The organism is Nocardia brasiliensis (genome assembly GCF_011801125.1).
In the GTDB taxonomy this organism is placed as follows: domain Bacteria; phylum Actinomycetota; class Actinomycetes; order Mycobacteriales; family Mycobacteriaceae; genus Nocardia; species Nocardia brasiliensis_C.
Map to the genome: position 1 here is coordinate 4,120,244 of NZ_CP046171.1, position 24,412 is coordinate 4,144,655.

The following is a 24,412-nucleotide window of genomic DNA, read 5'->3' on the forward strand; positions in this document are numbered from 1 at the left end:
CTCGATACTCGCGGGGACGGCGGTCGACAAGGGGTCGGAAATCTGTCTAGACTGTCTAGATGGAGCCGCTGTCGAGTGAGACGGGAGATGTCGTGACGCAATGGCAGGTCCAGGAGGCGAAGCAGCGATTTTCCGAGGTGCTACGGGCGGCGGAGAGCACGCCGCAGACCATCACGCGCCACGGTGACGCGGTCGCTGTGGTCATCGATATCAACGAGTACCGCAGGCTCACCCGGCCGGATATCAGCTTCGTCGACCATCTGCTCGCCACGTTCACCGGTCTCGGCGACGAGGTCGCCGAGGTGGTCGACGAGGTCACGGCGGAACGGAAGCTCAGCAAGCCGCGCGAGGTCGACCTGTTCGACGCGTCCGCCGCCGAGCCGTCGGCCGGGTGATCGTCCCGTGAGCTACCTGCTCGACACCAACGTCCTGTCCGAACTGATGCGCCCGAAACCCGCACCCGCGGTGCTCGATTGGTTCCGTGCGGCACGCGAGGCCGACCAGTGGTTCAGTGTCATCACCCTCGGCGAACTACGCCGCGGCGTCGCGCTGCTACGCCGGCGCGACCAGCACACCCGCGCGGATAAATTCAACGCCGCCATCTCCGGCATCGAGTCCCGCTACGGCGACCGCATCCTCCCCGTCACCGCCGACATCGCCCGCACCTGGGCCCGCCTCGACTCCCCCACCCTCGACATGGCCGACGGCCTCATAGCCGCCACCGCCCTAACCCACGGCCTCACCGTAGTAACGCGAAACACCAAGGATTTCGAAGAAACCACCGCGGTCCTCATCAACCCGTTCGTGGCACGGTCAGTGTTCGTCGAAGGCTCGTAGGAGTTCTTCGGCGGCTAGGGCGGCGGTCAGGGTGCCTTCGCGGACTTGGGATTCGATTGTGGGGCGGATGGCTTTTACGTGGGGGTTGTCGGTCAGGCGGCGCAGGAGTTGGTCGTGCACCATGGTCCAGGTCCAGTCGATCTGCTGGCGGCGGCGCTTCTCGTCGAACTCGCCAGCGTCGGTGAGGACGCGGCGATGCTCGAGCACGGTGTCCCAGAACTTGTCCAGGCCAATGCCTTCCAGGCCGCTCATGGTGAGCACCGGTGGGCGCCAGAGGGCGTCGTGCGGGTGGATCAGGCGCAGTGCGCCGGTGAGCTCGCGCGCGGCGGCCTTGGCCTCCATCTCGTGCTTGCCGTCGGCCTTGTTCACCGCGACCAGGTCGGCGAGCTCCAGCACGCCTTTCTTGATGCCCTGCAACTGATCTCCGGTGCGGGCCAGGGTGAGGAAGCAGAACACGTCGACCATATTGGCGACGGTCACCTCGGACTGGCCGACACCGACGGTCTCGACGAGGATCACATCGTAGCCCGCGGCCTCGAGCAGCACGATGGTCTCGCGGGTCGCCTTGGCCACGCCGCCCAGGGTGCCCGCGGTGGGCGAGGGCCGAATATAAGCGTTGCGCTCCACCGACAGTCGCGCCATCCGGGTCTTGTCGCCCAGGATGGAACCGCCGGTGCGAGTGGAGGACGGGTCGACCGCGAGCACCGCGACACGGTGCCCCTTACCGATCAGTTCCATGCCGAGCGCGTCGATGAACGTCGACTTGCCGACGCCGGGCACACCGGTGATGCCGACCCGATTCGACACGTTCGCGGTCGCCGAACTGTGCGGGTCCGGGGTCAGCCGTAACAGCAACTGCTGGGCCAGCTCCCGGTGATCCGAACGCGTCGATTCGACCAGCGTGATCGCCCGCGCCAGCGCGGCCCGCTCCCCCGCCTGGATCCCCTGCGCCAACGCCTCGACATCGATCGGCCTGCCACGGGACGGGCGAGCCCCTGGCGCATCCGCCCGACGCTCGCCCGTGCTCGCGGGAGTCTCCCGACCGGTCATTCGGTGGCGGCGGAAGTGTCGGCGCCGCTGCCGATTTCGTGACCGAGCTGGTGCGCCAGCTTCTTCAGCAGGTCGATCGCGGCGTCGGCGATCACGGTGCCGGGCGGGAAGATCGCCGCGGCCCCCGCCTCGTACAGCGCGGCGAAGTCGTCCGGCGGGATCACGCCGCCGACGATCACCATGATGTCGGGTCGCCCCGCCTCGGCCAGTGCCTGCCGCAACGCGGGCACCAGCGTGAGGTGGCCCGCCGCCAGCGACGACACACCGACGACGTGCACGTCGTTGTCGGCCGCCTGCTGCGCCACCTCTTCCGGGGTCTGGAACAGCGGGCCCACGTCGACGTCGAAACCGAGGTCGGCGAAGGCAGTCGCGATCACCTTCTGTCCTCGGTCGTGGCCGTCCTGGCCCATCTTCGCGACCAGGATGCGCGGACGACGACCTTCCGCCTCGGCGAATTCCTCGACCAGTTCGCTCGCGGTGGTGATGTTGGTGACCTTGCCTGCCTCGTCGCGGTACACACCGGAAAGCGTACGGATCTCGGCCTGATGCCTGCCGTAGACCTGCTCGAGCGCGTCGGAGATCTCACCGACGGTCGCCTTGGCGCGGGCCGCGTCGATGGCCAGGGCGAGCAGGTTGTTGGCCATGCCGCCCTCCGTCGAGGCCGCGGCCCTGGTCAGGGCGGCCAGCGTGCGCTCGACCTCGCTCGAATCCCGTTCGGCGCGAAGGCGGCGCAGCTTCTCGATCTGCTCGGCCCGCACGCGGGAGTTCTCCACCTTGAGGACCTCGACCTGCTGATCCTCTTCGGCCTGATACTTGTTGACCCCGATCACCGGTTGCTGACCGGTGTCGATCCTGGCCTGGGTGCGGGCCGCGGCCTCCTCGATGCGCAGCTTCGGGATGCCCTCGCCGATCGCCTGCGCCATGCCGCCGTGGGCTTCCACCTCTTCGATGTGCGCGCGGGCCCGGTTCGCCAGCTGGTGGGTCAGCCATTCGACGTAATACGAACCGCCCCAGGGGTCGACCGGCCGGGTGGTGTTGGACTCCTGCTGGATCAGCAGCTGGGTGTTGCGCGCGATGCGGGCGGAGAAGTCCGTCGGCAGGGCCAGCGCCTCGTCCAGCGCGTTGGTGTGCAGCGACTGGGTGTGGCCCTGGGTCGCGGCCATCGCCTCGATGCAGGTGCGCGCGACGTTGTTGTAGGCGTCCTGCGCGGTCAGCGACCAGCCCGAGGTCTGCGAATGCGTGCGCAGCGACAGCGATTTCGCGCTCTTCGGCTCGAACTTCGCGACCAGCTCGCTCCACAGCAGGCGTCCGGCGCGCAGCTTGGCGACCTCCATGAAGAAGTTCATGCCGATCGCCCAGAAGAACGACAGCCGCGGCGCGAACTTGTCCACCTCCATGCCCGCGTCGATGCCGGCGCGGATGTATTCCACACCGTCGGCGAGGGTGTAGGCCAGCTCCAGATCCGCGGTCGCTCCCGCCTCCTGAATGTGGTATCCGGAGATGGAGATCGAATTGAACTTCGGCATCTTCGCGCTGGTGTAGGCGAAGATGTCGGAGATGATCCGCATCGAGGGCTTCGGCGGATAGATGTAGGTGTTGCGGACCATGAACTCCTTCAGAATGTCGTTCTGAATGGTTCCGGCCAGCTGCTCCGGCGCGACGCCCTGCTCTTCGGCCGCAACGACATACAGCGCCAGGATGGGCAACACCGCGCCGTTCATCGTCATCGACACACTGACCTGATCCAGCGGGATGTGGTCGAAGAGCTGGCGCATGTCGAGGATGGAGTCGATGGCGACACCGGCCATGCCGACGTCACCCTGCACGCGCGGGTGATCGGAGTCGTACCCGCGGTGGGTGGCCAGGTCGAAGGCGACCGAGAGTCCCTTCTGCCCCGCTTGCAGGTTGCGGCGGTAGAAGGCGTTCGAGTCCGCCGCGGTGGAGAAGCCGGCGTACTGGCGGATGGTCCACGGCTGGTTGACGTACATCGTCGGGTAGGGCCCGCGCACGAACGGCGCGACGCCGGGGACGCTGTCGAGTGGATACCCCTCGGCCACCACGGCATCGCGGTCGGCCTTGGTGAACACCGGTGGCACGTCGATGCCTTCGGGCGTCGCCCAGGTCAGCTGCTCGGGCGCGTAGTGGTTGGCGGTGGCGGCCGCGCGCACATAGGCGTCGACCTGCGCGGCATCCACCGCCGCGGGCGCGGCGGCCGGGTCGGTCAGCGCCACGTCGGCGAAACTGCCGACCACGTGTTTGATTTCCCTGGTCGTCATCAGGCTCCCACCTTCTCCAACAGGCCGGACAGCGCCGCGACCGCATCGATCTTCGCCGCGAGGAATCCGTCGGGTCGTTGTGCCTCACCGAGTTCGGCGACCGCCTTGGCGGCACCGGCCAGCAGCACCGTCTCGACGCCCGCCGCGCGCAACTGTGCCACCGCCGCCCCGGCTTCGGCGCCATAGCGTTTGTCCGAGCCGCACAGCACCGCGATCGGCGCGCCGGCTTCGGTTGCCGCCGCGGCGATTCCGTCGATCGCCAGCGGCCCCGGGTTGATGGATTCGATCCCGCCGGAGGCCAGCAGGTTCGCGATGAACGTCACCCGCACGTTGTGCTCGGCCACCGAACCAAGGGGCACCAGCAGCGCTTTCGGTCGCGCGCCGTGCGCGGCGAGGTAGGCGTCGGACCGGTTGCGCAGTTCCTCGAACACCGCGCCGTAGCGGGCGACGCGACCCGGCAGCCGTGCGGCCTCCGACAGCGGCTGCTCGGCCAGGTTCGGGAATTCGTTGACGCCGGTGACGGCCGTCTTGCGGTGTGCGACATCGGCATCGCGGGCCGTCCTGGTCGCGCCGATGCGCTCGGTGAGCAGCCCGGAGTCCAGCGCGGCGAGATAGCCGCCCGCGGCCTCGATCTCCTGCATGAACTCCCACGCCTTCGCGGCGAGCTCGCTCGTGTAGTCCTCGACGTACCAGGAGCCCGCCCCCGGGTCCTGCACGAAACCGAGCCGGGACTCCTCGAGCAGCAGCAGCTGCGTGTTGCGAGCCATGCGATCCGCGAACGACTTCGAGACGCCGAGCTCGCCGTCGGGCAGGGCCGAGTCGAACGGCAGCACGGTCACCGTGTCCGCGCCGCCGACCCCGGCGCCGAACGCGGCCAGGGTGGTGCGCAGCAGGTTCACCCACGGATCGCGCTGGGTCATCATGGCCGCGGAGGTCACCGCGTGCTGGGGTGCGCCGCCCAAGTCCGGCGCACCGCACACCTGCGCGACGCGAGCCCATAGTCGGCGCGCCGCACGGAATTTCACGATGGTGGCGAACTGGTCGTCGGTCGCCGCGAACCGGAACTCCAGCTGCGCCAACGCGTCCGCGATGTCGAGCCGTTCGGTGAGCGCGCGCAGATACGCCAGACCCGCCGCGATCGCGGCACCGAGCTCCTGCGCGTCCGAGGCGCCTGCGTCGTGGAAGGCGGTGCCGTCCACCGTGATCGCACGCACGGTCTCGGCGCGGCCGGCCGCCGACTCGGCCAGCGCGATCGCCTCGGGCAGCCCGAGATCGGCCCGGTCGGCGAAGCGGCTGGTCAGCGGGGCGGCACCGAGCGAGACCCGGATGTCGGCCCTGGTACCGGCGTCGTAGCCGTCGAGCGTGGTGAACACCTGGGCGGCGGCCGCCGCGGTCGCGGGGCCCGCGTCCAGGGTCAGCGGTGCGAGATCGAACAGCACACCGGTCAGGGCGGCGGGCAGCTGCGCGACCGGCACGCCACGCTCACCAACGCCGAGCCACAGCGCGCTGATTCCGCTCTCCAGCCCAGCCATGATCTCGCGGTGCACCGCTGCCGCATCGGATCCGCCGAAATATGCGCTCACGTGCCACCCGCGATGCACATCGCGGGTGGCGTCACCGCCGCGCACGAACGGAAAGGTGCCGGGCAGCGACTGCTCCGGCAGTTCGTTCCGCCGCGTGTACAACGGCGCGATAGTCAGCCCGTCGTAGGTGGTTTCGTCGAGGAGATGCTCGGCCTCCTCGGGCAGTTCGGCGATTTCGACGCGCCGGACCTTCGCCAGCACCCCCGCCACACCCTTGCGCCACGCGGCATACTCGGGCACCGGTTCCGTCCCGGGCTCTGAAGCAATCGGCATAGCTTGCTGTTCCTCTTCCACTCGACTGCAGGCGCACCCGTGGTTTGTCCCGAAAACCTCCGCATTCGCCCAGTTCAGCGACCACTTAGGTTAACGAGCATTCGTCCCGTTTCCTCTGATGCTAGCGGCACCCGCCGCACACGTTGCTCCCTAGTACCACTACCACCCGGTAATCTGGCCCCGGTGACCAGGCTGATCCGTGACCCCCGCGTGCTCGCGCTGCTCGTCGGCGTTGCCGCGCTTTTCGTCGCGGCGCTGCTGGTCCCGCTGCCGAGTCCGCAGCAGATCCAGCAGTGGGCGAGCTCGGTCGGGCCGGTCTTCCCGTTGGTCTTCTTCGTGGTGCACGCGCTGGTGACGGTCGCGCCGATTCCGCGCACCGTGTTCACGGTCAGCGCCGGGCTGCTGTTCGGCCCGGTGCTCGGCATCGCGCTCGCGGTCGGCGCGACGACGGTCAGTGCGGCACTGGCCATCCTGCTGGTGCGGGCGCTGGACCGCGAGCAGGTCGCGTCCCGGCTGACCCATCCCGCGGTCCGCGCGGTAGACGAGCGCCTGCGCCGCAGGGGCTGGCTCGCGGTCGGTTCGCTGCGGTTGATCGCGGCCGTGCCGTTCTCGGTGCTCAACTACTGCGCCGCGCTGTCCTCGATCCGCTTCTGGCCGTACATGATCGCCACGGTGCTCGGCGTGCTGCCCGGCACGGTCGGCACGGTGATTCTCAGCGACGCGCTCACCGGCGACACCCATCCGGCGATGATCGTGTTCTCCTGCGTGCTGATCGCGATCGGTGTCGCGGGCTTGATCATCGACGCCCGGATGACCACCGCACCCGAGCGGGAGCTCGAACCCGAGCCGGTCGCCGTAGCCGACCAGCCGGACGCGCAGCGCTTGCTCAGTCGACGGTGAGCTCGATCGGCACCGCGATCACGTCGACCATCGCGCCGTTGCGCAGCACTGTCACGGGCAGCTCGGCGCCGATCGCATCCGCGAACAGCTGCCGCTGAATGCCTTGCGCGTCACGAACTTCCGCTCGGGCGACGCTCAGCACCAGATCCCCGCGCCGCAATCCGGCGGCATCGGCGGGACCGCCGCGGACCACCTCCATGATGCGCACCCCGGCGGCCTGGCCGGTTCGCTCCGCCACCGTCGCGGGCAAGGGCGCGGGCATGCCGACCAGACCGAGGTAGGCACGCCGCACCCGCCCCTCGGTGTGCAGCGTATCGATGATGCGCAGGGTGGTCGCGTTGATCGGAATGGCAAGGCCCAGACCGATACCGGCGACCGCCGTATTGATGCCAACCACCCGCCCGGCCGAATCCGACAGCGCACCACCGGAATTGCCGGGGTTAAGGGCGGCGTCGGTTTGAATGACATCCTCGATCACCCGCCCGGCGCGACGCGAGGCGACCGGCACAGCGCGACCGAGCGCGCTGACCACACCGGCCGTGACCGAACCCGCCAGTCCGAGCGGACTGCCCACCGCGACAACGAGTTGACCGACGACAAGGGTGTCCGCGTCGCCGAGCGACACCGCGCCCGGTGCGCCGTCGCGTGAGCGCAGCACGGCCAGATCCGACAGCGGATCGATGCCGACCACCTCGAATTTCGCTTCGACGCCGTCGGCGAAGACCACCTCGCCGCCGCGCGCCGATCCGACCACATGCGCGTTGGTGAGCAGAGATCCATCGTCGGTGAACACCACAGCCGATCCGCTCCCCCGGCGCGTGCGCACGCTCGCCACGTGCGGCGTGACCGACGCGGCCACCGAGATCACCGTGCGTGAATAGGCATCCATCGCGGCATCGTCGTCCACGGCAGCCACTCCTGTTCGGGTCGGCACCAACCCTTACAGAATGCCCGCGGAATTCGGCGGACGCAGCCGAGACGGCGCCTAAGTCCGCGGAGCTACCGTGGCGCCTTCGAAGAACTCGTCGCGGGTCATGGTGAGCCGGTTGGTCACCAGCTCGAGGGCCAGCTCCAGGACCTCGTGTGCGGTGGGCGCGACCACCTGGGACTGTTCGAGACGGCTCGTTCCGCATTCGACGCGGACCCGGCAGCGCCAGCCCGCACCGGCGGGATAGGGCTGCGGCCGACCGATCGTCACGCCGAAACGCACACCGTCGCGCAGGAATTCGTTGGTGGCCAGCAGGTCGTCCTGCGGCGCGATCATCATGGTCATGACAGTCACGCCCTGAGACGGAGCAATGTTGCAGCTACAAGTTGGTTCCTCATCAGATGCTCCCCAGGACTGCTCGAAAAGTAAGGGCACTTGCGACCATCGGTCCTTAGCGAAGGTAATCCCTTTTTCCGATCTCCGCAACCTTTCAGCAAACACTGAGCGAGTGGCCGCGCCGCTCGGCGTTTCCGAGCGGCCGAACGCCAATCTCGAACGCCCCTTGCCCAAACCGTCTGAGACGGTATCGTACTAGTAGTACCGCATACTGACGGTACCGAGCCCAACGAGGTGCGAAATGACCGAGCAACGGGTGCGCACAGCGCCACGCACAGGCAGCGGCTATCCGAAGGCACGGCGGATCAGATTCCGTTTCGGCGACCCGGTTCCCATGGACAAGTACTACGCGGGCGGGGACATGGTATTCAGCCATTTCATCGCCGGACTCTCCGCAGGCTTCCCGCCCGGCGAGGAGTCGTTCATCCGCTCGGTACGCCGGTTCGCCGATCAGATCACCGATCCGGTGCTCAAAGAGCGGGTGGCCGGATTCATCGGCCAGGAGGCGACCCACGGCCGGGAGCATCGGCGGCTCAACGACCGGCTCATCGAAATGGGTTATCCCATCGAATGGTTGGACGCGCCGAGCGTGACCGAGCGGCAGAAGCGCCTGGAGCAGCGCATCCCCGCACGGTTGCACCTGGCGGCCACCGCGGCGGCCGAGCACTACACCGCCGTGCTGGCAGAGCGCGTGCTGTCCAGCCCGGAGATCCAGGCGCTCGCCGGCGACGAGGAGGTGCGAAACCTGTTGAACTGGCATGCCTTCGAGGAACTGGAGCACAAGTCGGTGGCCTTCGACGTCTACCGCGCGGTGGGTGGCACCGAGACGATGCGCATCCTCACCATGGCCACGCTGGTCGCGCTGACCGTCCCGCTCACCGCCGTCAGCCTGACCGTCTCGCTCAGCCGCGACCCGGACGCCCGGCGCTATCCGCTGAGCCTGGCCAGGGAGGCGTTCACGCTGTTCCGCGGCCCGGTGTTCCGCGGCCTCGGCCGCGAACTCGTGCTGTACCTGCGACCCGGTTTCCATCCCGACGACATCGACTCGCGCGAGCTGTTGCGGCGCTGGCAGCAGGAGCTGTTCGGCGCCGAAGGCTCCCTCGTCGGGCACCTGCGATGAACGCGGGGGCTCCCGACCACGAGGTGATCGTGGTCGGCGCGGGCTTCGGCGGTATCGGCGCCGCTATCGCGCTGCAGCGCAAGGGCATCCACGACATCCTCGTGGTGGACAAATGGGACCGGGTCGGCGGCACCTGGCACGCCAACACCTATCCGGGTGTCGCGGTCGATATTCCGTCGTTCATCTACAGCTTCTCCTATGAGCAGCGGGGCGACTGGTCGCGGATCTTCGCGCCCGGCACCGAGTTACGCGAGTACGCGGAGTCGATGGTCGACAAGTACGGGCTGCGGCCCAAGCTGCGGCTGAACACCACCATCGTCTCGGCCACCTACGACCAACAGGAGCGCCGCTGGCTGCTCGGCACCGACGGCGGGCCAACCCTCACCGCCCGCTACGTGGTGATGGCGATCGGCGGGCTGGAACGCCCGAAGCTGCCCGACATTCCGGGCCTGCACGACTTCGGCGGCACGCTGATGCACACGGCGCTCTGGGACGACGACGTGGCGCTGGCGGGCAAGCGCGTCGCGGTGATCGGCACCGGCGCCACCGCGCTGCAACTGGTGCCCGCGGTCGCCGACCAGGTCGCCCACCTGAGCGTGTTCCAGCGCACGCCGATCTGGGTCTTCCCGAAAACCGATGCGGCGGTGGGCCGGATCGGCCGCGCGATCCTCGGGCGGCCGTGGCTGCGCTCGGGCATCCGGATGCTGGGGACGGTCGCCACCGAGGTGGGCATGGGCGGCATGGTGGTCGGCCCGACCTGGCTCTCGGACGCCGGACGCCGGATGGCCGAGATCCCGGTCCGGCGCTGGATGCGCGCCCAGGTGCACGATCCGGTCGTGCGGGAGAAGCTGATTCCGGCCTACGGCCTCGGCTGCAAGCGCCCGTCGATGTCGAACGACTATCTCGCGACATTCAATCGCCCCGACGTCAGCCTGGTCACCGAGCCGATCGCATTCGTCGGCGAGCACGGCATCACCACCGTCGACGGCAGCGAACACGCCGTCGATGTGCTGATCTGCGCCACGGGATTCAAACTGTGGGAAAAGGATTCGATCCCGCCGTTCCCGGTGACCGGGCGCGACGGATGCGATCTCGGCGAATTCTGGGACCGGCACCGGTTCCAGGCCTACCAGGGCGTGTCGGTGCCCGGTTTCCCGAACATGTTCACCATCACCGGCCCTTACGGTTTCGTGCTCGGCTCGTATATCTGGATGATCGAGGCCACCGCGGCGCATCTGAGCCGCGCCATCGCCGAGACCAAACGGCGGGGCGCGACCGAGTGCGAGATCAGCCGCGAGGCCCACGACGAGTACTTCGCCGAGTGCCTGCGCCGCCAGGAGAAGAACTTCCTGTTCACCTCCGCCTGCGCGGGATCGAACACCTATTACCTCAACAGCCACGGCGATTCACCGTTCCGTCCGTCCACGCACGGCGAGATGTATTGGCACAACCGCCATTTCGACCTCGACAACTATCACTACCGGCACCCCGTCCCCGCCCGCACGGCAGCAGGCGCGGTGCTCGAGGAGTCCGCATGAAGCGCACCGGAATACATCCCGAACTGGTCGTGGTGACCGGCGCGGGCAGCGGCATCGGCAGGGCGATCGCCCTGCGCTTCGCCAAGGCGGGCGCCCACGTCGTGGCCTCCGACCTGGACAAGGACGCGGCCCTGGCCACCGCCGCCATGATCCACGCGCGCGGCCAGCGCGCCGACGCGGCCGAGTTGGACGTCACCGATCCGGACGCCTGGGTGCGGTTCGCCCGTGACGTGCTCGCCGCGCACGGTGTGCCCGACGTGCTGGTCAACAATGCGGGCATGCTGGTCAGCGGCGCGTTCGTGGACCTGTCCCCCGCCGACTGGGAGCGCCAGCTGAGCGTGAACCTGCTCGGCGTGGTGCACGGGTGCCGGGTATTCGGCGCACAGATGATCGACAACGGCAAACGCGGCCACATCGTGAACATCGCGTCCGCGGCCGCGTTCACCCCGACGCCGGTGATGTCGGCCTACTCGGTGTCCAAGGCCGGGGTGAAGATGCTCACCGAGTGTCTACGACTCGAGTTCGGGCCCAAGGGCATCGGTGTCAGCGCGATCTGCCCCGGCGTGATCAACACCAAGATCGGCGAGCACGCCGTCGCCGTCGGCGTGGATCAGGAACTGCTCGCGCGCGGCAAGGAACTGGCCAGGCGAGTGCAGGACGCGGCAGCGAAACTGCCGTTCGCGCCGCTGAGTCCGGATCTGGTGGCGCGGGCGGCGCAGCGGGCGGTCCGCTACGATCTCGCGGTCGTTCCGGTGCGGGCCGAGGCCTGGCTGGGCTATTTCCTGCTGCGGCTCGCACCGGGGGTGAACCGGCGCATCGCCCAGCCCCTCGATCTCGCGCGGATGGAACGGATCGGGCGGCGAGCGCTGCGCGTGCTCGATCCGTCCCACTCGATTCCGCCTGCCCCGCAGCCGGTTTCGGCGCAAGCCGAGGTGCGCTGACTCACTCGGTGCGCAACGCAAGGTGCACCGGCAGATCGACGTCGATCGGTAGATCGTTCAGCTTGGCGACGCCGTGCAGCATGCCCTCGGCGATCACGCTGACATGCTCGGCGAACCGTTCGGTGGACATCACCTCGGCGCGAGCCCGGTTGGCGCCGAGCCACCAGTCGGTGGCCGAGCCCACCGCGCCGAAAATGGCGTACGCGGTCAATTCCAGGCTGCCGGTGTCGACGTCCTGACCGGCGAGCCGCTCCTCGATCAGCTGCGCCGCCAGCAGCGCCGAGCGCCGGGCCACCTCGATCGCCCGTTCGGGCTGTTCGGCCTGCTGGGCCATCCTGCTGTGCACCAGGAAGCGGAAGACGTCGGGCTGTTCCTCGACCACCGCGACGTACTCGGCGATGGCGGTGTGCAGCAGGTCGGCCAGCGAATCGGTGGTCAGGCTGATCCGGGTCAGCACGCGCTCCCACAGCGTGCGCTGCACCCGGTCCAGGATCGCCAGGTACAGATCGGTCTTGTCGGCGAAATGCCGGTACAGCTTCGGTTTGGCGCAGCCTGCGGCCCGCGCGATGTCGTCCATGCTCACGTCGGGCCCGTGCTCGGCGAGCGCGCGGAACGCGGCATCGACGAACTCACCGCGCACCTGCTCCCGGTGCGCACGCCAGCGTTCGGTCCTGGCGTCCGGGCGCGGTGCCGCGGGCGAGCTGCTACCGGCGGCCGTCATGACTGTCATGATATTGAACCGCGCGCCCGATCACCCCGGCGCGCCCGCACGCCCGCTCAGCGCAGCCAGCCCTTGCGCTTGATGTAGGCCAGCGGAATCACGGCCGCGACCAGGGTCATCAGCGTGGTCGCGACGAAACCGTGCTGCCACTGCAGCTCCGGCATCCAGGTGAAGTTCATGCCGTAGAAGGTGGCGATCAAGGTCGGCGGCAGGAAGACCGCGGTGATGATGGTGAACACCTTGACGATCTGATTCTGTTTGACGTCGAGCCAGGTCATCACCGACTGCTGCAGGTAGCGCACCTTGTCGTGTTCGAAGCCCGCGTGCTGTTTCACCCCGTCGATGTCGGCGATCAGGATGGCGATCAGACTCTCCAGTTCCTGGCTGCGCACGGCGACGTCGGCCATCAGATGCCGTGCCGCACGGGCCAATTGGAGCTGGGTCTCCTGGGTGCGCGAGACGATCTCCTCGGCCGCGTTCATCCGGGACATGATGCCGCGCATGTCGGCGACGCCGATTTCGCGGCCGCGGCGGTCGTAACCGTTGGTGGCCATCTCGATCTCGTCGTTCATCGCCTCCAGCGCGTCGCTGGCGTAGTAGATCACCCGCTCGGAGGCCTCGTTGAGCGCCCACAGCAGCGCGTACATCACCCCGTGCGCGGAACCGGTGAGCGCCGGATTGCGCCGCATCTTCGCGATCGCCTTGTCGAACGGGACGAAATGCTCGACCGGCTGACAGGTCACCAGGAATTCGGCGCCGAGCGCGAACACGATCGTCTCGCGTTCGATGGCGTCGCCGCGCTTGTAGTTGGCCACCACCGGCAGGTAGAGGAAATTGTCGGTCTCCCAGACCCGTTGGCGCGCGGCCGCGAAATCGACGCCGAGCCGCTCGCGCAGCGCCGCCGCGGTCTCCGCGTCATCCGCCCCGAGCGGAATCCAATGTCGTTGCAGGACTTCGGTATCGAACCGACCGGTGGCCACGGCGTCACCGATGGACGGCATCGGTCAGCGCTCGTAGGAGGAGTGGGCAGGCGACACCGACGACGAGCCGACCGGCTGCTGCGGATGCGCGTAGTGCATGGTCAGCAGTCCGGCGCTGATCAGCAGGTAGAGCACGGTCGTGAACCAGATGGCCTGACGCTCCAGATTCGGTGCGCGGTGCGGTGTTTCGGCCCTGTTGAACATGGTCGCCATGGCTCACCCCGCCGAGTTGGTCGGTCGATCACGGTTGGATCGGTTACGCACGCGGAATCGCGTACTCATTATTAGAAACCCGCCGGCGCGCGTTCGTCAATCAATTGCGCAAGTATTCGGTGCACCGTCACGCTACGCTCGGGTGGGAGGCGGATGTGACCGAGCACGGCGAGCCGGACCTCATCCCGGCGGCTGAACTACACGACGCGGCAGCGGTTTTCGGGATGCTCGCGGCCACCGCCCGGCTACAGATCCTCTGGCTGCTCAGCCGCGGCGAGCGCGATGTCGGCACCCTGGCCGCCGAAATCGGTCAATCCGTACCGGCGGTCAGCCAGCATCTCGCGAAACTCCGACTGGCCGGTTTGGTGAATATGCGCAAAGCGGGCAGGCGCAATGTGTACTCGATCGCCGATTCCGGCATCGCCGATATCGTGCGGCTCGCGTTCCGGCACCATCGGCGCCGCGGCGGATCGATGCCGGGCGCGTCGCCGCAGGGCTGACCTGGCACGGGCACAGTGACCAAGATCGCCCCTGCTCAGGTGGCCGCTCCCGGCGGGTCTGGGTACCGTCGCCTGATCCCACCCGAGATCGATGCAGAAAAGGGGGCGGTGATGAGGTCGTTCGCTGCCCGCACCGGCGGAATCGCCGCGCTCGCGCTCCTGGCCGCCGGTTGTGCCACCGCCGCACCCGAGGCCGTACCGCCGCGCGCCGCGCACCCCTACGCCGACTGCGCTCCGGTGTCGGCCGATCAGATCCGCGACGCCGTGCACGCCACCGCCCTGCTCGCCCACCACACGCCGCAGGCCTGCCGCTGGGACGCCCAGATCGGCGCGGGCGACGCGAGCGTCAGCTTCGTCTTCTCGGCAGAGGACTCGCTGCAGCAGATCTGGGACCGCGCCCGCGCCGACGGCTTCCGGACCGAGCACCTGGTGATCGCCGAACACACCTTCGGCACGGTTACCGCCGCCGCCTTCTACCTCCGCAACCCGCACGACCTCGGCGACTGCGGGGTCGCCGCCGCCGCGCACGGCTCGATCATCTGGCGCGTCCAGAATCGCACGGACGCAACCACACTCGACCCGTGCGCTGCCGCACGCCAACTCGCCACCCTGATGGTCGACCTGTCGCCCTGACGCGGCGCCGGCCCGCCTCAGAACAGGAAGTAGCGCTGGGCCATGGGGAGTTCGGTGGCGGGTTGCTCGGTCCAGACCTCGCCGTCGATGCGGACGGTGAAGGTGTCGGGGTCCACCTCGATGCGCGGCATGGCGTCGTTGTGCGGCATGTCGGCCTTGGTGCGGGCGCGAACATTCTTGACGGGCACCAGCTTTCGATGCACACGCAGCCGATCGGCGAGGCCGTCCTCGATCGCCTGCTCGGCCACGAAATGCAGGGAGGTGGCGGCGGCGACAACCGGGGCGGCGCCGAACATCGGGCGCGGCAGCACCGGCTGCGGGGTCGGGATGGAGGCGTTGGCGTCGCCCATCGCGGCCCAGGCGATCGCGCCGCCCTTCAGCACGGCATGCGGGCGCACCCCGAAGAACGCGGGCTCCCACAGCACCAGATCGGCCAGCTTGCCGACCTCCACCGAACCGATCTCGTGATCGAGACCGTGCGCGACCGCCGGGCAGATGGTGTATTTCGCGATGTAGCGCCGCACCCTGGCGTTGTCGGCGGCGCCGTCGCCGGGCAGCGCGCCGCGGCGGCGCTTCATCACGTGCGCGGTCTGCCAGGTGCGCATCACCACCTCGCCGATGCGTCCCATGGCCTGGGAATCGCTGCCGATCATGGAGATCGCCCCGAGATCGTGCAGCAGGTCCTCGGCCGCGATGGTGGACGGCCGGATCCGGCTCTCCGCGAACGCCAGATCCTCCGGGATGGACGCGCTGAGATGGTGACACACCATGAGCATGTCGAGATGCTCGTCGAGGGTATTGACCGTGTGCGGCCGGGTCGGGTTGGTGGAACTGGGCAGCACGTTGAGATGCGCTGCGACCGTGATGATGTCGGGCGCGTGCCCGCCGCCCGCACCCTCGGTGTGGTACGCGTGGATGGCGCGGCCCGCGATGGCGGCGAGGGTGTCCTCGACGAAACCGGCCTCGTTCAGGGTGTCCGAGTGCAACGCCACCTGCACCCCGGCCGCGTCCGCCACGGTCAGGCAGGCGTCGATCGCGGCGGGGGTGGAACCCCAGTCCTCGTGCAGCTTGAAACCGGCCGCGCCGCCGCGCAATTGCTCCCACATGGCCTCGGCGCTGACCGTATTGCCCTTGCCGAGCAGCACGATGTTCAGCGGCCAGCCGTCGGTCGCCTCCAGCATGCGGGCCAGGTGCCAGTCGCCCGGCGTCACGGTGGTCGCCTTGCTCCCCTCGGCCGGGCCGGTGCCGCCGCCGATCAGGGTGGTGATGCCGCCACCGAGCGCCTCGTCCATCAGCTGCGGACAGATGAAGTGCACGTGACAGTCGATCGCGCCCGCGGTGAGGATGCGGCCGTTGCCCGCGATGATCTCGGTGGACGGACCGACCACCAGGTCGGGATGCACGCCGGTCATCGTGTCGGGGTTGCCCGCCTTGCCGATGCCGCAAATGCGTCCGTCCCGGATGCCGATGTCGGCCTTGATGATTCCCCAGTGGTCGATGATGACCGCGCCGGTGATCACGGTGTCCGGGGTGCCCTCGGCGCGGGTCGCGCGCGACTGTCCCATCGACTCGCGCAGCACCTTGCCGCCGCCGAAGACGGCCTCGTCCCCCGCGAGTCCCGGCCCGCCGCTGCGGTCTTCGGTGATCTCGATCAGCAGATCGGTGTCGGCCAGCCGAATCCGGTCACCGGTGGTCGGGCCGAACAGCTCGGCGTACCGGGCGCGGCTCAACTCGGTCACGATGCCTCCATGGTCCGGTGCGCACCCCGGCCGACGGGCGAATCCTGGTGCGGCAGATCAGATAACGGGTGGTTCACCGCTCGTCCAGGCGTCCGGGCGGGGTCAGGCCGATGCCGTGGACCTCGCGGGTGCCGCCCAGCGGCACCAGCGAGACACGCTGCCCGAGACCGGGTTCGAAGCGGATCGCGGTGCCTGCCGGAATGTCGAGCCGGTGGCCGTGCGCCGCGTCCCGATCGAACCGCAGCGCGGCGTTGGCCTGTGGGAAGTGCACGTGGCTGCCGACCTGCACCGGCCGGTCGCCGGTGTTGACCACGTCGAGTTCGAGCCGCGGCGCGCCCGCGTTCAACGCGATGGTGCCCTGCGCGCAGAGGTATTCACCGGGAATCATGCCGCGCGTCCTTCTAGGCGATCGGGTGGTGGACGGTGACGAGCTTGGTGCCGTCCGGGAAGGTGGCCTCGACCTGCACGTCGTGGATCATCTCCGGCACGCCGTCCATCACGTCGGCGCGGGCGAGCACGGTGCGCCCGGACGACATCAGCTCGGCGACCGAGCGACCGTCGCGCGCGCCCTCGAGCACGTGGTCAGTGATCAGCGCGATGGCCTCGGGATGATTGAGCTTGAGGCCACGAGCCTGTCTGCGCCGGGCCAGCTCGGCCGCATAGCTCAGCAGCAGCCGTTCCTGCTCGTGCGGCGACAGGCGCATCCGGGCTCCTCACCGGGTCGGGTTGTATGGGTGAGCGACATTCTGGCACGCCGTTCCGGCCGCGCGGCGCGAGCGCCCCGCTCAGCGCTCGGCGGGCAGGTTCTGCAGCCGGACCTGACCGCGCGCCACGATCCGCTGCTGCTCGTCGGTGATCACCACGACCCACAGCTGTTGCAGCCTGCCGCGATGGATCGGCGTCGCCTCGCCGTAGAGCACGCCATCGCGCACCGCGCGCAGGAAATCGGTGTTGTTGTTCACGCCGACGACCGTGCCGCGCGCGCCGTACCAGATGCCGCCGCCGACGCTGGCGAGCGTCTCGATGATCGTGCAGTACACGCCGCCGTTCTGGATGCCAGCGGGCTGGTAGAGCCGCGAAGTGACCGGCCACTCGCCGCGCACCCGGTCCGGAGACGTCTCGGTGTAGCGCAGGCCGATGAGGTCGGTGAAGGTCCCCTCGCTCGCCTTCGTCATCGACTCGGGGGTGACCTCCGCCATGAATTCGCCCATGGTGGTCTGCTGCTCTGTCATGTCGTCCACTTTCGCACAGCGGTTGCCACCGATTTCCGCTGGCTCAGTTGCCCGCCAGCGTGACAGCGCGCCCGTAGAGCGGCTGGGTCGGACGATTGCTGTGCGGGAACAGCGTCCGATAGCGCTCGGCACTCGCCGGCCCCACGGTGCTCGGATGTTCGAGCACGGTCCACGCGACACCCTCGCTACACGGTGGCGTGGTGAGCGACCCGCGGTAGCGGAACTGGTCGAGATCGGCGGGCAGCAGTGCCCGCAGATCGAGGCCGCCCACCGCGGCCGTGGCACCCGGCGTCGCCGGCGCGGCCGCGAGAATCGGGTCCAGGGGCGATGATTCGGCCGCGGCCCGCAACAGCACGCCGAGCACCGCGAGCGCCCCAGCGGCGTCGCGGTGCACGAGGTGCAGCTCCATCGCCGCGCCGGCGCCGTCGACGGTGTGTTCGCTGGGCAGGTGGAAGTGGAACTGGGTCAGCTCGTAGTCCACGCCGTCGACGACGAGCCGATTCCCGTTGCCCGCCGCGACATTCGCCTGCACGGTGTGCCCGTTGTGCAGCAGGTCGAGCCCGGGCACGGACCCGTAATCGATATCGATGTGCTCCTGCGGCGCGAGCCGGGTGTGGCTCGGCAGGTCCACCGGTGATTGTTCGTGACCGCTGCGACAGGTCAGGTAGGCGCGATCGAGTTCGGCCCAGCGCTCGGGGCCTGCGGCGGCGTAGTCCCAGTGCGGCGCGCCCGGCGGCGCCACGTGACCGCGCAACCGCGGCCCGGCACCGCCGCACCCCGCGACGAGCACGAGCACCGCCGCGACGGCCGCGCCAACGAAACAACGACGACGTGCGAATCCACGGACGAGCACCCGGCACACTCCTCGGCCCACGATGAGTAGCCGAGAAGGCCCGCAGCACAGCTGCGAACACACGGTCAGCCACTCGAAATCGGACGAATCCCCCAGGGGTTCAGGGGAATTCACGTCCGCGACGGCGTCAGACATTAGACCCGGCGACGCGCGCCACGCCAGAAGACGACAGAGCGACTTGGGTCACACCCGGACAGAGCTGAGGGCCCCACCCGGAAGTGGGGCCCTCAGCGGCAATGGATCGGGGGTCACCGCAGCCCTCGGGACTCTCGCTCAATCCTTACGCCGGTTATGAGTATAGGCGAGGCTTACCTAACTAAGCAAGCCCGTCGTGCGACGCACCGGCAATCCCCTGCGCTCCAGCGCGGCCAACAGGCCCTGACCTCGACGGGTGCCGACCACCGCGTCGGTGCGCGCCAGGTCGGGCACGTAAGTCGAAGCGCCCGCGATGGATTCGCCGACGAGCTGCCAGAACCGCCGCGGGCTCAGACCCGAGTACCGCCCGAGGCTCGACTGGATGAGCGTCAACGACGGTTCACACCGATGCGCGAGCCAGACATACATCGCGCCCTCGCACGGCAGCGCCACCACACCGGGTTCACCGGCCAGCGTGTCGCCGTCGACCACGCGAATCGTCGTGTCGCCCAGGCCCGCCCAGTCGATACCCCCGTCGTTGTCGGTGTGGATCCACAGATTCTCCAGTCCGGGATCCCAGGCCCGCCCCGCCGAGACCAGCAGCGCGGTCACCCGGCCGACCACCGCGTGAATCAATGCCGTGGCAACAACTTCCGCCGCGACGTCGGCACGGATCATCTCCGCCGCGTGCCTGCGATACATCAGCTCGATGCGCCCCTCGCGCACCCCGTCGGCCAACCGCCACCACCGCCGCTTGCCCTGCTCAGCCATCGCCGCCACCGCATACACGCGCGGATGTTCCGGCTGCAACGCGCGCAAGCCGGCACAGGCGTGATCGAACGCCATGGTGGTATGGCGTGGCGGGCAGGTGGTCATGAGCTCGGGCATTGAACGAACCTCCTGAGGGGTTGGCCGTCGCGGCGGGCACAACAAGATAGGTTAGGCTTACCAGACCAACCAGTACTGTGCTAGACCGAATCAGGAGTAGTTCGTCACCGTGACCACGCTTGGGACCGCACGGCGGCGGCGACTGACCGGACTGCTCGTCCTGGCCGCCCTGCTCCTGCTCACCACGATCGCGAGCATCGCGATCGGAACCAGGTCGCTCGCGCCGGGCACCGTGTACGAATCCGTGCACCACGCGCTCACCTGCGCGGGCGGCCCGTTCGACTGCCCCGCCGAATCCACCGCTGAGGAAATCGTACGGGGACTCCGGCTGCCACGCACGGTACTGGCGCTGGCCACCGGCCTGGCCCTCGGCATGGCGGGTGCGCTGATCCAGGGCTACACCCGCAACCCGCTCGCCGACGCGGGCCTGCTCGGATTGAACGCGGGCGCGGGCTTTTTCGCGGCGTTGAGCATCTACCTCTTCGGCCTCACCACGCCCAACCAGTACATCTGGTTCGCGTTTCTCGGCGCGCTGGTGGCCGGCGTCGCGGTGTTCGGCGCCTCGGCGGTGGGCGGCGGCAAAGCCAGCCCGCTGAGCCTGGTGCTGGCCGGCGCGGCCGTCACCGCGTTCCTGCAGGCCATGACCCAAGCCGTGGTGCTGCTCGACGCCACCGCGCTCGACACCTACCGCTTCTGGGTGGTCGGCACCATCGCGGGCCGCGATGCCACGGTGCTGTGGCAGGTGCTGCCGTTCCTGGCGTTCGGCGTCCTGCTGGCCGTGACCGCCGCACCCGGCCTCAATCTGCTGAGCCTCGGCGACGAGGTGGCCCGCGGGCTCGGGGTGAACATCGGCCGCAGCCGCGCCCTCGGACTCGCCGCGGTGGTGCTGCTGTCCGGCGCGGCCACCGCGGCGGTCGGGCCGATCGCCTTTCTCGGGTTGATCGTGCCGCACATCGCCCGCGTCGTGACCGGGCCCGACTTCCGCTGGATGATCCCCTATTCCGGGTTGATCGGCGCGATCCTGCTGATGGTCGCCGATATCGTCGGCCGGGTGGTCGCCCGGCCCGGCGAACTCCAGGTCGGCGTCATGCTCGCCGTGATCGGCGCGCCCTGCTTCATCGCGTTCGTGCGCCGTCGAAAGCTGGTGAGCCTGTGAGTATCTCGCTCAAAGCCCGGGGCCCCCGGCCCGCACTGCGGGTCGGCCCCGTCTCGCTGGTGCTGCGCCCGACCATGGTGTTGATCGTCGCCGCCCTGGCCGCGGCGATGCTGCTGCTGTTCTGCCTGGACATCGCCACCGGCGACTCGCACATCCCGCTCGGCCGGGTGATCGACGTCCTGTCCGGCGGTGGCACCAGGGCGCAGCGGTTCATCGTGCTCGACTCGCGCCTGCCCCGGGCGCTGACCGCGCTAGTCGTCGGTGCGGCACTTGGTCTTTCGGGCGCGATCACGCAGTCGATCCTGCACAATCCGCTCGCCGCGCCGGACATGCTCGGCATCACCACCGGCGCGAGCCTCGGCGCGGTGATCGTGCTCGTCGGCGCGGGCGGCACCGGCCTCGCGGCAACCCTCGGGGCGCCGCTGGCCGCCCTGACCGGCGGGCTGCTCACGGCCGCGGCGATCTACCTGCTCGCCTGGGGGCGCAGTCCGACCGGCGAACAAGGCGTGACCGGGCTGCGACTGGTCCTGATCGGCGTCGGCATGAATGCCGTGCTGCTGGCCGGCATCAGCTGGCTGATCACCCGAGCCACCCTGCAGGACGCGCAACTGGTGCAGTTGTGGCTCAACGGATCGCTGAACAACGCCGACCGATCTCGTTTGCTCCCAGCGGCATTCGCGCTCGCCGTGGTGAGCGTCGTCGCGCTCGGCTCGGCGCGCACCCTGGCGGCGCTGCGGCTCGGCGCCGAGACCACCCGCTCGCTCGGCGTGCGCATCCAGACCCAGCAGGCGATCCTGATCGGCGCGGCGGTGGTCAGCTCCTCGGTGGCGACCGCGGCGGTCGGGCCGGTGACCTTCGTCGCGCTGGCCGCGCCGCAGATCGCGCGCCGGCTGCTGCGCACCCCCGGCGAACCGCTGATCGGATCCGCGCTCCTCGGTGCCATCCTGGTGGTCGGTGCGGATATCGCGTCACGCTCGGTGTTTCCCGCCGACCTGCCGGTCGGCATCGTCACCGCCGCGATCGGCGGTCCGTTCCTGCTCTACCTGCTCATGCGAATGAATCGGAAGGCGACGCTGTCATGACCACAGATGCCGTGCGGGGCGCCGAGCCGACGCCGACCCGCCTCGCCGCCGACGACGTCAGCCTCGGCTACGGCGACCGGGTGATCGTCGACGGGCTCACCCTCGACATCGCCCCCGGCGTGATCACCACCGTGATCGGCCCGAACGGCTGTGGCAAATCCACCCTGCTGCGCTCGCTCGGCCGACTGCTGCGCCCGCGCCAGGGCCGAGTGCTGTTGGACGGCAAGGCCATTTCGACGATGAAGACCAAGGATGTGGCCAGGGTGATCGGCATGCTGCCGCAGTCGCCGGTCGCGCCGGAGGGCCTGACCGTCGCCGATCTCGTCGCGCGCGGCCGTCATCCGCACCAGTCCTGGTTCCGGCAGTGGTCGGTGGACGACGAGGCCGAGGTGCGCACCGCGCTGGAGCAAACCGGCATCGCGGATCTGGCCGAGCGCGCGCTCGACGAACTGTCCGGCGGCCAGCGCCAGCGCGCGTGGATCTCGATGGCGCTCGCGCAGGGCACCGATATCCTGCTGCTCGACGAGCCGACCACCTACCTCGATCTCGCGCACGCGGTCGACGTGCTCGACCTGGTCGACCGGCTGCACGCCGAGCTCGGCCGCACGGTGGTGATGGTGCTGCACGATCTCAACCTGGCGATCCGCTACAGCGACGAGCTGATCGTCATGCGCGAGGGCCGGATCGTCGCGCAGGGCCGTCCCGCCGACATCATCGACGTGCGGTTGCTGCGTGAAGTCTTCGATCTGGATGCCTCGGTGCTGCAGGATCCGGTGTCCGGTCGGCCGATGATCGTGCCGATCGGCACCCGGCACGTGATGGGCAAAGCAGGTGGGCCCGTGATGTCCAAATCCGCCGCGTATGACAAATGACACACCAGCTATTCCATAGTTACGACACCGTGTAGTACGCATCGGCGTCGTTGAGTACCTAAAATTGTGGAATGGCAGGACTTGGTGAACTCGAGAAAGCGGTCATGGACCAGTTGTGGTCAACCGACGAACCGCAAACCGTCCGGCAGGTGCACGAGGCCTTGGCCGCACGCCGCGAGCTCGCGTACACCACGGTGATGACAGTGCTACAACGCCTCGCGAAGAAGAACCTCGTGGTCCAGCAGCGCGACGACCGTGCGCACCGCTACGCGCCGGTGCACACCCGCGACGAACTCGTGGCCAGTTTGATGGTGGACGCACTGCAGCAGGCCGACGCCGCGGGCAGCCGCGCCGCGGCCCTGGTGCACTTCGTAGAACAGGTCGGCAAGGATGAGGCTGCCGCGCTGCGCGAGGCACTCGCTAAGCTCGAAGCATCCGAGGACACACCGCCACCGCAGTAGACTCCTCGCGACCTTGCCCCCAACGCAGTGAGCTGAGTCGATGAACGCAACCGCGCCGGTATTCGCCGGTCTCGCATTGCTTCTCGCGGGGCCGGCCCCGGCCCTGCTCAGCCGGGCGACCTGGACTTACCGGACGCCCCGCGCAGCACTCGTGCTCTGGCAGGCGATCGCGCTGGCCGCCGTGCTCAGCGCGTTCGGCTCCGGACTCGCCATCGCGGCCGAGCTGCTCGTGCCCGGTTCGGACGGTCGCCCGACCACGGCGCCCACCAGGGAGATCGACGCGCTCGGTCTGCCGCTGTGGCTCGCCTACGTTTTCGTGTTCATGCTCACACTGCTGGTCGGTGCGCGGCTCATCTACGCGATCGTGCGGGTCGGGGTGCACACCCGCAGGCGCCGCGCGCGCCATCGCATGCTCGTCGACCTGCTCGACCAGAGCGGCCCGCACCGGCGCGCCGCCGACATCCGGGTGCTCGCCGCCACCGAACCCATCGCCTACTGCCTGCCCGGCCTACGCCAGCGCGTGGTGATCAGCGAGGGCACGCTGACCAACCTCGACGACGCCGAGATCACCGCGATAGTCAGCCACGAGCGCTCGCACCTGCGCGCCCGCCACGACCTGGTGCTCGAGGCGTTCACCGCGGTGCACGAAGCGTTTCCGCGGGTGGTGCGCAGCAAGGCCGCGCTCGGTTCGGTGAAGCTGCTGATCGAACTGCTCGCCGACGATTCGGCGGTCAAGGTGACCGGCCCCAAGCCGCTGGCCCGCGCCCTGGTCGCCTGCTCCAAGTCGACCGCCCCGCAGGGCGCGCTGGCCGCGGGCGGACCCACCACGCTCATCCGCATCCAGCGCCTCACCGGCCGGATCGGGGACGTGCGCGTGGCCACCGCCGCATACCTGGGTTCGGCGGCCATTCTGGTCGTGCCGACCATGGCCGTCGCGGTACCTTGGCTGGTCGAATTGAGTCGGCTGTTCCGCGGCTGAACTCATAGGACGTATCCTGGACACTTGGCCTACCGCATGGTCGGCCGCATCGCTGCTTCGCGCTGCGCCCCGAAACCACCTGTCCGCAGCGCGCGGTGCACCGTGACGGTCACCGCTCCGACCCAC

General features: G+C 69.0%; 27 protein-coding genes. 13 read left to right on the forward strand and 14 right to left on the reverse strand.

Annotation, left to right across the window (positions count from 1 at the left end; translation table 11 throughout):
* Positions 1-59: 59 nt before the first annotated feature.
* Both F5X71_RS18635 and F5X71_RS18640 read left to right on the forward strand, forming a co-directional pair.
* Positions 60-395: a type II toxin-antitoxin system Phd/YefM family antitoxin gene (locus tag F5X71_RS18635; protein ID WP_167463182.1), complete on the forward strand. Its 336-nt coding sequence runs from the start codon at positions 60-62 to the stop codon at positions 393-395.
* A 7-nt stretch (positions 396-402) separates the two neighbouring features.
* Positions 403-837 carry a type II toxin-antitoxin system VapC family toxin gene (locus F5X71_RS18640; protein ID WP_167463183.1) on the forward strand — a complete coding sequence of 145 codons (435 nt, stop codon included), beginning with the start codon at positions 403-405 and terminating at the stop codon, positions 835-837.
* On the opposite strand, the gene meaB is transcribed toward F5X71_RS18640, so the two are convergent.
* The 3 genes from meaB to F5X71_RS18655 are packed head-to-tail and all read right to left on the reverse strand — an operon-like array spanning position 814 to position 6,019.
* Positions 814-1,887 carry a methylmalonyl Co-A mutase-associated GTPase MeaB gene (meaB, locus tag F5X71_RS18645; RefSeq protein ID WP_238815311.1) on the reverse strand — a complete coding sequence of 358 codons (1,074 nt, stop codon included), beginning with the start codon at positions 1,885-1,887 and terminating at the stop codon, positions 814-816. The genes F5X71_RS18640 and meaB overlap by 24 nt on opposite strands.
* Positions 1,884-4,163, reverse strand: coding sequence for a methylmalonyl-CoA mutase (scpA, locus tag F5X71_RS18650; RefSeq protein WP_167463184.1), 2,280 nt, complete (start codon positions 4,161-4,163; stop codon positions 1,884-1,886). Before scpA ends, meaB begins: the two co-directional genes overlap by 4 nt.
* Positions 4,163-6,019: a methylmalonyl-CoA mutase family protein gene (locus F5X71_RS18655; RefSeq protein WP_167463185.1), complete on the reverse strand. Its 1,857-nt coding sequence runs from the start codon at positions 6,017-6,019 to the stop codon at positions 4,163-4,165. The genes scpA and F5X71_RS18655 overlap by 1 nt, the downstream gene beginning before the upstream one ends.
* A gap of 183 nt (positions 6,020-6,202) precedes the next feature.
* On the opposite strand from F5X71_RS18655, the gene F5X71_RS18660 reads away from it, so the two are divergent.
* On the forward strand, positions 6,203-6,919 hold the full coding sequence (locus F5X71_RS18660) for a TVP38/TMEM64 family protein (protein WP_167463186.1): 717 nt from the start codon (positions 6,203-6,205) through the stop codon (positions 6,917-6,919).
* Here the strand turns inward: F5X71_RS18660 and F5X71_RS18665 are convergent.
* Together F5X71_RS18665 and F5X71_RS18670 are read right to left on the reverse strand one after the other, a co-directional pair.
* Positions 6,906-7,808 (reverse strand): S1C family serine protease, encoded by a 903-nt coding sequence (locus F5X71_RS18665; RefSeq protein ID WP_167466564.1) that lies wholly within the window; start codon positions 7,806-7,808, stop codon positions 6,906-6,908. The genes F5X71_RS18660 and F5X71_RS18665 overlap by 14 nt on opposite strands.
* A gap of 96 nt (positions 7,809-7,904) precedes the next feature.
* On the reverse strand, positions 7,905-8,192 hold the full coding sequence (locus F5X71_RS18670; protein WP_238815312.1) for a hypothetical protein: 288 nt from the start codon (positions 8,190-8,192) through the stop codon (positions 7,905-7,907).
* Positions 8,193-8,484: 292 nt separating this feature from the next.
* Here F5X71_RS18670 and F5X71_RS18675 point away from each other — a divergent pair, with 292 nt between their 5' ends.
* The 3 genes from F5X71_RS18675 to F5X71_RS18685 are packed head-to-tail and all read left to right on the forward strand — an operon-like array spanning position 8,485 to position 11,842.
* Positions 8,485-9,363: a metal-dependent hydrolase gene (locus tag F5X71_RS18675; RefSeq protein ID WP_167463188.1), complete on the forward strand. Its 879-nt coding sequence runs from the start codon at positions 8,485-8,487 to the stop codon at positions 9,361-9,363.
* The gene (locus F5X71_RS18680; RefSeq protein ID WP_167463189.1) at positions 9,360-10,901 is read left to right on the forward strand and encodes a flavin-containing monooxygenase; all 1,542 of its coding nucleotides are present in this window, start codon (positions 9,360-9,362) and stop codon (positions 10,899-10,901) included. Before F5X71_RS18675 ends, F5X71_RS18680 begins: the two co-directional genes overlap by 4 nt.
* Entirely contained in the window at positions 10,898-11,842 is a 945-nt protein-coding gene (locus F5X71_RS18685; protein ID WP_167463190.1) for an SDR family NAD(P)-dependent oxidoreductase, read from the forward strand. Before F5X71_RS18680 ends, F5X71_RS18685 begins: the two co-directional genes overlap by 4 nt.
* A 1-nt stretch (position 11,843) precedes the next feature.
* Here F5X71_RS18685 and F5X71_RS18690 read toward each other — a convergent pair whose 3' ends face one another.
* From F5X71_RS18690 to F5X71_RS18700, 3 genes are read right to left on the reverse strand one after another with little or no spacing between them, the layout of a single operon-like run.
* Entirely contained in the window at positions 11,844-12,563 is a 720-nt protein-coding gene (locus F5X71_RS18690; RefSeq protein WP_167463191.1) for a TetR/AcrR family transcriptional regulator, read from the reverse strand.
* Positions 12,564-12,619: 56 nt separating this feature from the next.
* Positions 12,620-13,564 (reverse strand): CorA family divalent cation transporter, encoded by a 945-nt coding sequence (locus F5X71_RS18695; RefSeq protein ID WP_167463192.1) that lies wholly within the window; start codon positions 13,562-13,564, stop codon positions 12,620-12,622.
* A 3-nt stretch (positions 13,565-13,567) separates the two neighbouring features.
* On the reverse strand, positions 13,568-13,756 hold the full coding sequence (locus F5X71_RS18700) for a hypothetical protein (protein ID WP_167463193.1): 189 nt from the start codon (positions 13,754-13,756) through the stop codon (positions 13,568-13,570).
* A gap of 155 nt (positions 13,757-13,911) precedes the next feature.
* Here F5X71_RS18700 and F5X71_RS18705 point away from each other — a divergent pair, with 155 nt between their 5' ends.
* On the forward strand, positions 13,912-14,256 hold the full coding sequence (locus tag F5X71_RS18705) for an ArsR/SmtB family transcription factor (protein WP_238815313.1): 345 nt from the start codon (positions 13,912-13,914) through the stop codon (positions 14,254-14,256).
* A gap of 111 nt (positions 14,257-14,367) precedes the next feature.
* Complete coding sequence (locus F5X71_RS18710) at positions 14,368-14,889, forward strand: DUF3558 family protein (protein WP_167463194.1); 522 nt, start codon at positions 14,368-14,370, stop codon at positions 14,887-14,889.
* 17 nt (positions 14,890-14,906) lie between these two features.
* On the opposite strand, the gene F5X71_RS18715 is transcribed toward F5X71_RS18710, so the two are convergent.
* From F5X71_RS18715 to F5X71_RS18740, 6 genes are all read right to left on the reverse strand, one after another.
* The gene (locus F5X71_RS18715; protein ID WP_167463195.1) at positions 14,907-16,628 is read right to left on the reverse strand and encodes an urease subunit alpha; all 1,722 of its coding nucleotides are present in this window, start codon (positions 16,626-16,628) and stop codon (positions 14,907-14,909) included.
* A gap of 73 nt (positions 16,629-16,701) precedes the next feature.
* Positions 16,702-17,016, reverse strand: coding sequence for an urease subunit beta (locus F5X71_RS18720; protein WP_167463196.1), 315 nt, complete (start codon positions 17,014-17,016; stop codon positions 16,702-16,704).
* Positions 17,017-17,029: 13 nt separating this feature from the next.
* Positions 17,030-17,332, reverse strand: coding sequence for an urease subunit gamma (locus tag F5X71_RS18725; protein ID WP_167463197.1), 303 nt, complete (start codon positions 17,330-17,332; stop codon positions 17,030-17,032).
* An 81-nt stretch (positions 17,333-17,413) separates the two neighbouring features.
* Positions 17,414-17,860, reverse strand: coding sequence for a PaaI family thioesterase (locus tag F5X71_RS18730; RefSeq protein WP_167463198.1), 447 nt, complete (start codon positions 17,858-17,860; stop codon positions 17,414-17,416).
* Between the two features lie 43 nt (positions 17,861-17,903).
* Positions 17,904-18,713, reverse strand: coding sequence for a carbonic anhydrase (locus tag F5X71_RS18735; RefSeq protein ID WP_238815314.1), 810 nt, complete (start codon positions 18,711-18,713; stop codon positions 17,904-17,906).
* Positions 18,714-19,025: 312 nt separating this feature from the next.
* Positions 19,026-19,736: a hypothetical protein gene (locus F5X71_RS18740; protein ID WP_167463200.1), complete on the reverse strand. Its 711-nt coding sequence runs from the start codon at positions 19,734-19,736 to the stop codon at positions 19,026-19,028.
* Positions 19,737-19,845: 109 nt separating this feature from the next.
* Here F5X71_RS18740 and F5X71_RS18745 point away from each other — a divergent pair, with 109 nt between their 5' ends.
* The 5 genes from F5X71_RS18745 to F5X71_RS18765 all read left to right on the forward strand — a co-directional run bounded on the left by F5X71_RS18745 (position 19,846) and on the right by F5X71_RS18765 (position 24,286).
* The gene (locus F5X71_RS18745; protein WP_167463201.1) at positions 19,846-20,892 is read left to right on the forward strand and encodes a FecCD family ABC transporter permease; all 1,047 of its coding nucleotides are present in this window, start codon (positions 19,846-19,848) and stop codon (positions 20,890-20,892) included.
* Complete coding sequence (locus F5X71_RS18750; RefSeq protein WP_167463202.1) at positions 20,889-21,974, forward strand: FecCD family ABC transporter permease; 1,086 nt, start codon at positions 20,889-20,891, stop codon at positions 21,972-21,974. Before F5X71_RS18745 ends, F5X71_RS18750 begins: the two co-directional genes overlap by 4 nt.
* A complete protein-coding gene (locus F5X71_RS18755; RefSeq protein ID WP_167463203.1) occupies positions 21,971-22,846 on the forward strand; it encodes an ABC transporter ATP-binding protein in 876 nt (291 codons plus the stop codon). Before F5X71_RS18750 ends, F5X71_RS18755 begins: the two co-directional genes overlap by 4 nt.
* Before the next feature lie 71 nt (positions 22,847-22,917).
* Positions 22,918-23,307 (forward strand): BlaI/MecI/CopY family transcriptional regulator, encoded by a 390-nt coding sequence (locus F5X71_RS18760; protein WP_029899854.1) that lies wholly within the window; start codon positions 22,918-22,920, stop codon positions 23,305-23,307.
* Between the two features lie 40 nt (positions 23,308-23,347).
* Positions 23,348-24,286 carry a M56 family metallopeptidase gene (locus F5X71_RS18765; RefSeq protein WP_167463204.1) on the forward strand — a complete coding sequence of 313 codons (939 nt, stop codon included), beginning with the start codon at positions 23,348-23,350 and terminating at the stop codon, positions 24,284-24,286.
* The last annotated feature ends 126 nt before the right edge of the window (positions 24,287-24,412 follow it).